Origin of the sequence: Actinomyces ruminis, assembly GCF_002154335.2 — a bacterium.
Taxonomy (GTDB): domain Bacteria; phylum Actinomycetota; class Actinomycetes; order Actinomycetales; family Actinomycetaceae; genus Actinomyces; species Actinomyces ruminis.
Genome location: NZ_MTPX02000039.1, coordinates 1 through 11,886, shown reverse-complemented (window position 1 = coordinate 11,886; position 11,886 = coordinate 1). Strand labels below are relative to the sequence as shown.

Below are 11,886 nucleotides of genomic sequence, written 5' to 3'. Positions count from 1 at the left end.
CCGCACAGGGCTTTGGGCGTTTCGTCGTCGGGCATGAGCTCTTGAACATGTCAGAGTTCGCCCTCGGCTCGCTCAGTCAGCAGGACTTCATCGGCACCCACACCACACGGCTCGCAGGAGGGCACTCGTGACTGTGAAGCGCTATGAACTGAGCATCATGCTTAAAACCGATTCCCCATTGCACTCCGGCGGGGTGGACGAGGTCGTCGATCCGGAGCGAGCCGGGCTCGACCGTGAGGCGGTGGCCAGGAGGTTCGCCCGCGATGCCCACGACCGCCCAATCCTGACGGGACGCTCGATCAAAGGTGCCGTGCGTTCCGCCTGCAAGCGCTTCCTCCAGGAGCATGACGCCGAGCAGCTCGCTCCGGCGTTGAGCTGCCAGGCGCTGCAAAGCCTGTGGGGGGACCAGGGGGACGGACAGCAAGACGGTTCGCCCTTACGTGCCTCCGCACTTACCTTTCAGGCCATTCGCCTGCCCGCAGTGCGCGACGCCGATACCGGCAACGCAGAGCACACCGACGGCGAACGGGCCACAGATTCCGAGGAGAACACACTTCCCGAGGGACAGGCATCGCGGGATGGCGCCCTGCCACTGAGAGTCGGCAACGCCATCGACCGCTACTGGGGTGCCGTCGGCGACGGCGCGCTCTTCGAACACGAGTTCCTTCCCGCCGGGAACAGTCTGACACTCGTGATCAAGGCCGAGGGACGAGTTGCAGATGAGGACGCCACTCGCCCTGAATACACCGACACGCAAGTGCCTCCCTCTGACGCGGGTGGGTTGGAGACGCCAGAAGCCCCCACCCACCCGCGCAGGCAACCACCGCGCAGGTTGAGCAGCTCTTTTCTCTGATCCTCGGACTGTTCAGGAGCGGAGCCATCAGGCTCGGTGCCCGGCAGGGCGCCGGATGGGGCCGTGTAGTTCCCGATGGCGAGCACTTCTGGTCCCTGAAGTCCTTTGCGCCCGATGATGCGGCAGCCCTCAAGTCCTGGCTGGGCGAGGGGCAAGCCGATCAGGCGGATATCCAGCCTCTTGACTGCTCCGGATATGCCCCGACTCGTATCACGATTACTTGGAGCACCCCCACGGGTGTTTTTGTTGCCGAGCCGGGCCTGAGCAAGAAGCAGCAAGCTGAGCGGAACGCTCGGCGCAACTCGCCGGAGACAATTACGGAGGGCAAAGACCAGCAGTACACGCCGAGTGTCCCACTGCGCGCAGACGGCACCAAATGGCCTGAGGAAGCCAAAGAACGAGCAAACGCGTCCGCCCGCTCTCAGTTGGTCCTCCCCGGCAGCTCGGTGCGTGGCGCCCTACGCACACGTGCGTCCAGGATCGCACGAACCGTGCTGGTCGGAGCGCTGGGTCAAGAGCTTGAGGACTGGTCCGATCCGACGGTCGGCGTGCACGATCAACTCGCCAGCGATCCCTCCCTGGTCCGGGACCTGTTCGGCACCACCGAGCACCGCGGGGCCCTAACCGTGCTCGACACCGTAACCAGACGCGTTAGGAAGAACCCGCGTAGGGTCACCCACAACGCCGGGGACCGCTGGACCGGCGGTGCCGCTGAGGGGGCCCTATACGGAGAGGAGCTGTGGGATCAGGCATGGGAGCCGATCGTCATTGAACTGGATTCCAAACGCTTGCTCTCGACCGGTGCTCACTCGCCCGAACGCTCCCTCGACCGGGCGAAGGCCGCCTGGTGCCTACTCGGGCTGGTCCTGGCGGAACTCGCCACAGGCACCCTGCCGTTGGGAAGCCGGGGTACGCGCGGCCTCGGTCAGGTAGAGGTCAGCAAGATCCGGATCTCCGGCATCGACTGGCTTGGCACCGAGGATGGGCGGGGCGGACGGGAGTTCCGCAAGCGGAGTGACAGTCCTGCGTCGGGGCAGGCGGTTGCCCGCGACCTGCTGACCTGGCTACAAGAGGTCAACGCATCGATCACTGATAACGAAGCTGGCGGAGTCACTGACATAACCGGATGGTCGACCTATCTAGTCGAGTCGGTCAAGGAGGACGCCGATGCCTGAAGTGCTGAAAATGCCCGAGCTGCAGGGAGCCTTTTGGGCTGTGCGTACCCTGGAGAGCGCAACGCTCCCCGAGGTGTTGTCGCATGCACGCGCTCATCTCCGCAACGCTCAAGGAATCGCCTACACGACGTCGAAGGCGTACTCGGTCACGGGTCTCGGGGAGGACGCCGCGCTGCTTACTCTCGATGATGGCCAGCAGAGACGAGTTCCGCTCGAGACGGTCTACGAACTGCGATTGTGGACCGCTGTCCCGGCTGAACAATCCGACTCTGATTCCACAACCGCCGAGCGTGTCCTGGCTCACGAGATCAGGTGGGTGAACGGCTGCGGATCGGCGGAGGTACGGGTCTTCCACCCAGACGGCGCGCGAGCCGAAGGCTCCAAAGAGTGCTTGGTTCTGCACAACCAGTACCTCCAACACGGGGCGACGCTCCCGTCGCAAAAACCTCAAGTGATGACCTGTATCGAGGTGTTCGCCGAGGAACCGGTCTACGGCAACACAGTATTCACGGACGAGCTCTTCACAGGAAGGTGGGGAAACAATGGCAGAGTTTGAGCCTTTCCATTCCGCCGTCAACCGTATTCCAGTGCCACGTAAGTCGGCTCAACGCCTCGCGAAAGCTGGAAAGTTGCCGAACCTGTTCCGTGACGTCCGAGCGATTGGGCACGACCACCTCGCGCCCGATCTATGGTCGGGCTCGATCGACCTGGAGATGACGGCGCGCACCCCCTTGGTGTTCGGCGAGCAGAAGTGCTCCGTGGTCACGGTTCCGCTTGAGGACGACGGAAAGACGCTTCGGGTGCCGCCGACCATGGTCAAAGGCATGATCTCCCGCGCCTACGAAACGCTGACCTGTTCGCGTTTCCGCGTGTTCGGCGACATCCCCGACGAGGTCCCGGGCCAACGCCGCCGCAAGGCCGACACCAAGCCGCTGACATACCGGGGAGACGCCGCCAGCGCCCTGGGCCTGGTGCCCATCCGAATCACAGGTCAGGAGGGAGACCAACTGCTCGCTGAACTCATGTACGGCGACATTTATGACTACTGGAAATACAAAGGAGATGACTACCCAATGGTGCGACCTGCACGCCTTCGGGTCGCAAACATAGGCCAAGCAGACATACCACTAAACGAACTGAACCGCCTGACCACCCACAGCGAGAAGATTGTCTTCAACGCCACCCTCTGCCTACACGGAGATAAGCCGCTGACCAACGGCAAGCCAGACAAGAATAAGTACTGCTATTGGCAAGTGACACATATCCAGCATCAGGGACAGATGCGCGAAGTGTTCCATATACCCAGAGGTGTAGCCAAAGTGTCCCAGCTTGAGTCCGTCACCGGTTACGTATGCCGAACCGCCTCCGGAAATGATCCGACAAAACTGTTCGCCAGCAAGCATGATGAGCACGTGTTCTTTGATGTATCCGAAGGCGGCCCCACTCAGGTGAAGATCAGCGCCCCCATTCAAGACTCCTACCGCGTTGTCGTCGAAAGCTATGTGAGCAACCGCGATAACGACCAGCATGTCCCCAACCGGGCGACGGCGGCAGTGCAGAATGCCCGCAGAAACGGCGGTGATACTTTCGATGCAGCATCGTTGTCTGCCGAGACACTTGCCTTCGCAGTCGTTGACGAGACAAATGCCGGACCTGTTGTGCGCGAGGTTGTCCCGACTATGATCGGGCGACACGCCTACCGTACGAGTCCTTATCGACTTGCCCTTGAGCAAGGCGTCCTACCGGCGTCTGCCGCGGACGAGGCATCCGCGGCAGACAGGCTGTTCGGCTATGTCGTGCCCGACCCCCAGCCGGGCGCTGCGGGAGGCGATATTGCGTTGCGTGGACGCATCAGCGTGGGACACGTCGATACCTCCGGAGCTAACATCAGCCAGGCCCGCAAGATGCTCACACCGCTTCTTGAGCCCAAACCGAGCTCGGCACGCCGGTTCTTGACCGATGCCTCTGGTAAGACTCCCACCGGGCGGAACGGCACCGATCCGCTAAAGCGGTCCGAGTACTTCTCCCCCGGACAACTGCTGGGAACCGCTGCGTACCCGGTCCACAGAGCCGTGCTCGACTCGCGAGAATTCCCCAAACAGGCCACGAGACCGGCGGTAATGAGTGGTCGCGAGCAACACAATGCGGATGTGCGGCTGACGGCTAAGTCGTGGGTCAAACCTGGTAGCGTGCTGCGCTGTACGGTATCGTTCACTAACTTAAATCACGACGAGCTCGCCGCACTTATTTGGGTTCTTACCCCAGAGAACCTAGTTCCTGACGGAGGTTGTAAGCCCGACCAGAACTCCGTTCAACCCAGGTGCGGCTATCTACGGTTGGGCCTTGCTAAGCCTTTCGGTCTTGGTGTGCTTGAGGTGCGCATCGCCGATTACGGGCTACGTGCGCGCCGAGGCTCCGAGTTAGCGAATTCTTACGCGGCTCTTAGTGAGTGCCAGGGCCTGGATGAACCGATGGTTGACCCAGAAGACTTCAAGCTAGCGAGTCTGTCCGGTCTACTCAAAATGCCATGGGTGCAGGCCATGCAACGTGCCGCCTACGGATATCCCAAGGACGAGGTTCGATACATGACCCTCAAGGAGAACGGGGAGAACAACCAGACCGACGGCGCCACCGGCAACCCGCGCAAGAACAAGGGGGTCAGTCCCCGTGACATGTTTGGGGACAACCCGTGCGATCCGATCTGCATCGAGAAGCCGAAGCAGAACTCCGGGCGTAAGTGTCCGCAAAAGTCCCGGCGCGATCGGCGCAGGTAATACCTTGGCGTAGGAACACGGCCAGCCGTATCAAGCTGAAGCGGCCAAAGGCGGTGGAGGTGGTTGCGCCGTTTCTCGCGCACGACGACGCGTTATGGCCATTCGCCTCCGATGCTCACTGCCGACCACCGCGCTCGTTCTCACCACACCCCGCGGTATAGGCCGACGTCGTCGAGCGCTGCGGCCGTCCCGTAGACCTCGGATCGCTCCTGACAGGCGGCGCATAGCGGTAGATGTGCACGACGTCCTTGGCGTCGTTGATGATCCCGAGGATGTGCTGACGTACTTCGTCGAGGTCGTCGGCGCTGAGCCGCAGCTGGAAGACGGACTCCTGGATCCGGTATCCCCAGCCTTTAAGATAGGTGGCCAGCTTGTTGCGGCGTCGGTTGGAGGCGATGTCATAGGCGATGATGACCACTACCGCCATGAGACGCAACCCACTCGTAATCCGGCTCCATGATGGCGCGTGCCAGCAGCTGTGCCTCGTGATGGATGTGACGGCGCCATGTGCCCGCGAAGCCGGGGAGCGCGCCCTTGACGTGGCGTTGCAGGGTTTCTTCGTAGCCGTTCACCAGGATCTTCTTGCCTTCGCGGCTGAGCCATACGCCGTCGTTGTGCACGGCAGCGTGCGCGGGGCGCAGACGGCGGGTGCGCAGCAGGGCAACAACCGTGCGGTCAACCAGCAGCGGCCGGAACTCCTCCATGAGGTCCAGGGCGAGGCTGGGACGCTTGTCGGTGGAGGCGTGCAGTACGCCGAGCGCCGGTTCCAGACCCGCGGCAAGCAACGCGCCCACGGCCTCGCCCTGCAGGATTGCGTAGCCGTAGGACAGGGCCGCATTCGCCAGGTCCCTGGGTGGGCGACGACTGCGCCCGGGGAAGGAAACGTCGTCGGGAACCAGGCTGGACAGGCAGGCGAAGTACTCGTTGGAGGCCACGCCCTCCAGCCCCATGAGTTCGTCGGTCGTGAGCGCGTGGTCGAGCTCCCGGATGGTGGAACGCAGCCGGCGACATACGAAGGCGACTTCGTCATCGCGGGCGCGCCTGCCGGTTCGCCCCAGAACATGTATCTGGTTGCGGATCTTCGCCCGGACGATGGCACGCGCCAGCGGCAGTCGCAGCTGCTCGTCCTGGGCGTGCGCGGCTTGTGCGATCAGTCGTTGGGCACTCGTGGACGAGCTCGAGCCTGCCAGTTGTCCCAGGTAACTACCCCGCCACGACAGGAAGATCACTTCGACGCCGTTGGCCAGTGCCCAGGACCTCGCACCGGCCGAGAGGCTCACGTGCCCGGTTAGCACGAGCCGGCTAACTGCGCGTTGCGGGATGGACATCTGCGGGATGCCGTCGACGCTGTCCACGATCAGTCTGCCTTCACTCACATGGACGCGCGAGCCGTTGCGCCCCACGTAGACAACCTGATCCGCCACGGAGTCGTGGCTCTGCCGAAGTGAACCGTCCTCCGGCAGGCGGACGGTGAAGTCGGTCCCGAGGTAACAGAAGCCCTCGTCGAAGGTGATCATGGTGATGGCGTCCTGTTCGAGTTGAAGGCCTTGGTCGGTGAGCGAGCGGTTCAGCAGCGCGAGCGCGTCGCGCTGGTCGGACTCGCCTTCGGTGCAGACGACGACGTCTCCGGCGTACCTGACATAGCCGAAGCCGGCGTCGCACATCTCCCGGTCGATGGGAGTCAGCGCGAGGTTTATAAGCAGGTGCGCAAGGCACGGGCTCGACGGCGAATCCGTGCCGTCGGCGGCGGCTTGCAATGCGCCAGCACGCGCCAGTTCGCGGATCACGGCATGTGTGCGTGGACTGTTGACCGACTCCGACAGCACGGTAAGAGCGGCGTCGACGAGTTCACCCGGCGCAGGAACCTTGATGCGCGCTAGCATCACGTGCACGGCTCCCGCGTCGCGCATGGCTACGACCTGTTCAACCGCGTCCTCAACGCCGAGGCCGGGCCGATTGGCGAAGGAACATGACGTTTGAACTGCATCCGCTCGATGCGCGACGGCGGTGACTACGGCCCGCTCAACCACGCGATCGCGCAGACCCACCTCCGTCAGGGACGCAGCTCCTGAACTTCCGGACTCTCGTCCCGCGTAGCACATTGGCCGGTATCTGCCGGAGATAAGATCGTCGCGAAGCGCGTGCAGGAACTCGTCCGTAAAGCCGGTCATCTCCGTGTCCTGCGCGCGGAGCGTGGTTGGCTTGTCACGGGCCACCGCCTTCCAGGCCGAGCGGAGAGACTCGATGGAAACGATCGATTCAAACACATCTACATCGGCATATGTGTCGACGTTATCGAAAGCAACGGAGCGTGCACGTGGACGCTTGTAGCGCCCCGAGCGGAGAGTCATTCTGAACCTCTCTTCAGATTTGCTGCCGCGATCGAGTATGGCGCCGAGTTCTCGACCGCGCAAGCAAAACTGCGGGAAAAGCAAGTCCAACCCTGGAACTTGCATAATGAGCAACATAACTCAACGAACCTGGCCGTGCGCGTGTAGCCTGAGGGTTTGATCACTCAGCTGTTCTGACACCGTGTGCTGTCCTGTGTACGTCACCGCGCGGCGCGCTCGAATCCTGCAGCAGCCGCAATGGGCAGGGATCGAGTCGTAGCACGCTGAGAGCGATGCCCAATCGATTCCCCGGAGGGCCATGCAGGGATACCGAGGACCCCGGACAGCGAGGTATCGCCGAGGCGACGACCGAGGCGCGGGAGTTCCGGCAGCGCTGACAACCTCAGACGCTAGCACCTTGACCCGCGATGCCTGGCACCTCGCTGCTGGACCGTCCATGCACCTTCAGGTGCGAGGTGCTTTCTGACGAGGCCCTGACATACTGGCACGCGCCGCTACTGGTCTTAATGCACCTTCAGGTGCGAGGTGCTTTCTGACGCGGACGTTACCCGCAACGAGATGCGGCGTCATCGTCTTAATGCACCTTCAGGTGCGAGGTGCTTTCTGACTCGACGTGGAGAAGACCTGCCTCGCGACCTGGCCCGCGTCTTAATGCACCTTCAGGTGCGAGGTGCTTTCTGACTTGAACCGATTCAGCCCATTCTGGCGTCATTCACCGCGTCTTAATGCACCTTCAGGTGCGAGGTGCTTTCTGACCTGCGGGACTCGCACTGGAAGAAGAAGCACTCTCAACGTCTTAATGCACCTTCAGGTGCGAGGTGCTTTCTGACGATCAATGCCGAGATCGTAGCCGACGAGTGCGAGGGTCTTAATGCACCTTCAGGTGCGAGGTGCTTTCTGACCTGACCACGCTGTACTAGTCGGTGTCCGCTCGTTCTGGTCTTAATGCACCTTCAGGTGCGAGGTGCTTTCTGACCATCGACTGGACCGACACAGGCACCCGCATCGGGTCTTAATGCACCTTCAGGTGCGAGGTGCTTTCTGACAGACAACCGGTATCACAGCGAACCGCAGAACCGGTCTTAATGCACCTTCAGGTGCGAGGTGCTTTCTGACTTGAGGGGTTGCAGAAGGGCGACATTATTGCTTTCGTCTTAATGCACCTTCAGGTGCGAGGTGCTTTCTGACCGTGGATAGGGAGATGAGCGAGCAAGAGGCCGAGGGTCTTAATGCACCTTCAGGTGCGAGGTGCTTTCTGACCTCCACGAGGCCCCGACGATCCGTCACGACCGCTTCGAGGTCTTAATGCACCTTCAGGTGCGAGGTGCTTTCTGACCCGGTTCTGCCAGTACCAGATCCGCCCCTATACGTCTTAATGCACCTTCAGGTGCGAGGTGCTTTCTGACTTGGAGATCAGGAAGACGTCCTCGGGCTCGATGGGGTCTTAATGCACCTTCAGGTGCGAGGTGCTTTCTGACACGAGGAGCTGCAGTGGGAATGCGCGGAGCGTACGGTCTTAATGCACCTTCAGGTGCGAGGTGCTTTCTGACCTGGTACAAGATGGTTGATGCGGCGGCCTCCAAGTCTTAATGCACCTTCAGGTGCGAGGTGCTTTCTGACGCTGAAGCGTCCCGGCGGCAAGCCACGCCCGGACGTCTTAATGCACCTTCAGGTGCGAGGTGCTTTCTGACGCTCGACCGGGTTCGCAGTCACGGCCTCGCGCAGGAGTCTTAATGCACCTTCAGGTGCGAGGTGCTTTCTGACCACAGCCGCTTCGGTACTCACACTGGAAAAAACAATCCGTCTTAATGCACCTTCAGGTGCGAGGTGCTTTCTGACGAACGGCAATCTGACCAGTGCGGACGGTGAGACCAGTCTTAATGCACCTTCAGGTGCGAGGTGCTTTCTGACCCTGGCGCTGAGAGCCGCGTGATGACGCCACTTCCAGGCCCTGGATCGCCACCGGCTCCGCAAGCACCCCACGTCGTCGGCTGGCACCGGCTGCAAAGTACCACATTTCGCCGCGATACCGCCATTCGCCGCCGATTCCCATTACCGGCTCCTGCCCGTGCGGCCGCCAACGCGTTTAAGCCGATTTCTCGCCCCGCCCCGAGCACGTGTGACACAGTTGAACCCGTGGCGGCGCCACCCGCCCCGCCACCAACCCATCCCACCCGCACACCCCGAGGAGCGAGGCATGCCCAGCACCGTCTTCCTCCAATTCGACGCCCCCGATGGGTTCTCCTTGACGCCGCGCCGCCTGCACGCCGCCTGGGGCCGCGTGCTCGAACTCCCCGAGGGCATCTCCTCCGAACGCGCGGCCCAACTCCCCTCCCTCGCGGCCAGGCCACCGCACAATCTGCACGGCCCCAAGCCTACAGCGTCGGCCAGATGACCGAGCAACCCGGCATGTTCGGCGCGGAACTGCGCCTGCTCGACGACCGTCTGCTGGACAACCTCGACGGCTGGCTGGCCTGGGGCGGCGTCCTCCCACTCGGCGACGGCAGCCCGGAGGGCACCACACTGGTCGTCGCCACCGAGGCGCAGATCCTGGAGCGCGTCTCCTGGGCAGAACTGGCCGCGGACGACGCCTCCACCACCTGGAACATCACTCTGCTGAGCCCCACCGTGTTCACCTCTCACGGCCGCCACATCCCCGGAGTCACTCCCGCACAGCTCGCCACGAGCCTGCACGCCCGCTGGCACGCCTGGTCCCCCGAGACCCAGCCGCCGCAGCTCCGCCGAGACGACCTCGGCGTGCTCACCATGCAGGACCACACCGAGTCGGTGCGGGTGAGCCTCGGCATGCCGCGTGCCGACCGGCGCGGACGCCTGACCAGCCGCTCCATCCTCGCCACGGAGGGTTCACTGCGCATCAGCGGCGTCGCCGGCGCTGCCACTACCCGTGTCTTCTCCCGGCTGATGTCGCTGGCCCGCTTCACCAACGTCGGCTCCCACGCCGCCTACGGCATGGGCACGCTCGACGTCGTCGCCGAGTCCTGAACCGCGCCCCGCCCTCGGCGCGACTCAATCAGCCGCCGTAGACCTCGGGGCGCAGGGTGCCGATGAAGGGCAGGTTACGGTAGCGCTCGGCGTAGTCCAGCCCGTAGCCGACCACGAACTCGGTGGGGATGTCGAAGCCGACGTACTTGACGTCCACCTCCACCTTCGCAGCCTCCGGCTTGCGCAGCAGGGTGGCAATCTCCACGCTGGCGGCGCCGCGGCTGGACAGGTTCCCCAACAGCCAGGACAGGGTCAGGCCGGAGTCGATGATGTCCTCCACCACCAGCACGTGCCGGCCGGTCACGTCCGCGTCCAGGTCCTTCAGGATGCGCACCACCCCGCTGGACTTGGTGCCCGACCCGTAGGAGGACACCGCCATCCAGTCCATGGGCACCGAGCGGTGCAGCCGCCGGGACAGGTCCGCCATCACGTAGACGGCGCCCTTGAGCACGCCCACCAGCAGCAGGTCGCGGCCGGCATAGTCGGCGTCTATCTGGGCGGCCATCTCGTCCAGCCGCTGGTTGATCTCCTCCTCGGTGATGAGAACCTGCTGCAGGTCCTGTCCCATGTCCGCGGCGTCCATGAATGAGCTCCTGTTTCGCGGTGAGTGTCCGGCAAGCACTTGGCGGCTGGGGCGACGTCGGGGAAGGCGCACGCTCCGGTCCCACCTGGATCCTTTCACACCCGCGGGGGCCCGACGCGGGCCGTCGGCCCTGGTTCTGCACGTTGCACCCCGTCGTCCCGAGCACCACCGCGCCCGCCAGGCTCGCGCTACAGCCCCATGCGGTCGATCCACGCCTCCGGCCTGCCGATCTCCTCGGGGCGAGGCAGGTTCGCCGGCTCCCGCCACACCGCGTTCAGCCCCGCATGCCCCACCCGGCCGACGACGCCGCGCACGAAGGCCGCGCCGTCGACGTACTGCGTTTGCTTGGCTTCCACGCCCAGCAGACGCTCCAACAGTGTGCCGGCGGCCCCGCCGCGGGAGTGCCCCAGCACCGCGCGTAGCCGGTGCACCGAGGGCATGTGGCTGGGCTCGACGGCGTCGAGAACCGCCTCGGCATGCCCCTCCAGCAGCGCCATGGTGGCGGTGATGGCCGCCAGCTGCGCGCGCTCGGCCGGACCGAGGCGGTCGGTCAACAGTGGGGAGGGCGCGCCCGGGTGCGCCGTCGTTCCCTCGCGCACGGCCCGGGCCAGGCGGGTCAGCCCGGCCGGCTCACCGGGTGCGGGTGGACGCATGAGGGCGGTGGCCACCTGCTCCACCTGCCCGGTCAGATGCGCGGTCAGCCAGGGGGCGGCGGCGAGCTGCAGCACGTGGGTGGCCTCATGCAGCGCCACCCAGGCGGACAGGTCGATCCGGTCCAGATCTCGGTACCGCTGCAGCTGCACGACATTGGGGGCTACCAACAACATGCGGGCACCCCGGTCTCCGGCACCGGCGGGCAGTATCTGGCCGAGCACGCGGGTGGAGATCACACCGAGCAGACCGGCAATGGCCGAGGACACCGCGGCACGGCCGGCGGCCGCGGACGGTCCGGGGCGCGCCGCGGACGGTCGGGCACTCGCTCCATGAGGGCGCGCAGGAAGGCGGCGTTGGCCCGTTGCAAGCCGATCCGGTCCACCACCAGCACCTCGGTGGTGTCGGCGGCCGCCGGGCCGGCGCCGTCAGGCCGGTCGAGCTGCGCCGCCCAGGGGATGGCCGGTCGGCGGCGCGTGCGGGCCGCAGCAGGGCG

At 64.2% G+C, this 11,886-nt stretch carries 10 protein-coding genes, 1 pseudogene and 1 CRISPR repeat array; of the genes and pseudogenes, 6 read left to right on the top strand and 5 right to left on the bottom strand.

Annotated elements, in window-relative coordinates:
- Nucleotides 1-127 precede the first annotated feature (127 nt).
- The 4 genes from BW737_RS06210 (at nt 128) to BW737_RS16145 (ending at nt 4,802) form a co-directional block, all read left to right on the top strand.
- The gene (locus tag BW737_RS06210) at nt 128-853 is read left to right on the top strand and encodes an RAMP superfamily CRISPR-associated protein (protein ID WP_086614712.1); all 726 of its coding nucleotides are present in this window, start codon (nt 128-130) and stop codon (nt 851-853) included.
- A 446-nt stretch (nt 854-1,299) separates the two neighbouring features.
- Nucleotides 1,300-2,028 (top strand): RAMP superfamily CRISPR-associated protein, encoded by a 729-nt coding sequence (locus BW737_RS16150; protein ID WP_420835714.1) that lies wholly within the window; start codon nt 1,300-1,302, stop codon nt 2,026-2,028.
- Nucleotides 2,021-2,584 (top strand): hypothetical protein, encoded by a 564-nt coding sequence (locus BW737_RS06200; protein ID WP_086614710.1) that lies wholly within the window; start codon nt 2,021-2,023, stop codon nt 2,582-2,584. The genes BW737_RS16150 and BW737_RS06200 overlap by 8 nt, the downstream gene beginning before the upstream one ends.
- Nucleotides 2,571-4,802 (top strand): hypothetical protein, encoded by a 2,232-nt coding sequence (locus BW737_RS16145; protein WP_180272093.1) that lies wholly within the window; start codon nt 2,571-2,573, stop codon nt 4,800-4,802. Before BW737_RS06200 ends, BW737_RS16145 begins: the two co-directional genes overlap by 14 nt.
- Before the next feature lie 115 nt (nt 4,803-4,917).
- On the opposite strand, the gene cas2 is transcribed toward BW737_RS16145, so the two are convergent.
- Together cas2 and cas1 are read right to left on the bottom strand one after the other, a co-directional pair.
- The gene (cas2, locus tag BW737_RS06190; RefSeq protein WP_257210549.1) at nt 4,918-5,220 is read right to left on the bottom strand and encodes a CRISPR-associated endonuclease Cas2; all 303 of its coding nucleotides are present in this window, start codon (nt 5,218-5,220) and stop codon (nt 4,918-4,920) included.
- Nucleotides 5,201-7,069, bottom strand: a complete 1,869-nt coding sequence (gene cas1, locus BW737_RS06185; protein WP_180272092.1) for a CRISPR-associated endonuclease Cas1 — start codon at nt 7,067-7,069, stop codon at nt 5,201-5,203. Before cas1 ends, cas2 begins: the two co-directional genes overlap by 20 nt.
- 514 nt (nt 7,070-7,583) lie before the next feature.
- A CRISPR array of direct repeats spans nt 7,584-9,064; the repeat unit is 37 nt; unit sequence GTCTTAATGCACCTTCAGGTGCGAGGTGCTTTCTGAC.
- A gap of 286 nt (nt 9,065-9,350) precedes the next feature.
- Here cas1 and BW737_RS17935 point away from each other — a divergent pair.
- Nucleotides 9,351-9,548 carry a hypothetical protein gene (locus BW737_RS17935; RefSeq protein WP_257210548.1) on the top strand — a complete coding sequence of 66 codons (198 nt, stop codon included), beginning with the start codon at nt 9,351-9,353 and terminating at the stop codon, nt 9,546-9,548.
- Nucleotides 9,545-10,156, top strand: a complete 612-nt coding sequence (gene cas6 / locus BW737_RS06180) for a CRISPR system precrRNA processing endoribonuclease RAMP protein Cas6 (RefSeq protein WP_257210547.1) — start codon at nt 9,545-9,547, stop codon at nt 10,154-10,156. Before BW737_RS17935 ends, cas6 begins: the two co-directional genes overlap by 4 nt.
- 28 nt (nt 10,157-10,184) lie before the next feature.
- Here cas6 and hpt read toward each other — a convergent pair whose 3' ends face one another.
- From hpt to BW737_RS16140, 3 genes and pseudogenes are all read right to left on the bottom strand, one after another.
- Nucleotides 10,185-10,739 (bottom strand): hypoxanthine phosphoribosyltransferase, encoded by a 555-nt coding sequence (gene hpt, locus BW737_RS06175; RefSeq protein ID WP_073330202.1) that lies wholly within the window; start codon nt 10,737-10,739, stop codon nt 10,185-10,187.
- Nucleotides 10,740-10,927: 188 nt separating this feature from the next.
- Nucleotides 10,928-11,659 carry a zinc-dependent metalloprotease gene (locus BW737_RS06170; RefSeq protein ID WP_086614707.1) on the bottom strand — a complete coding sequence of 244 codons (732 nt, stop codon included), beginning with the start codon at nt 11,657-11,659 and terminating at the stop codon, nt 10,928-10,930.
- Nucleotides 11,626-11,886, bottom strand: a pseudogene (locus tag BW737_RS16140) (hypothetical protein); the annotation flags it as partial. The pseudogene BW737_RS16140 and the gene BW737_RS06170, both read right to left, overlap by 34 nt.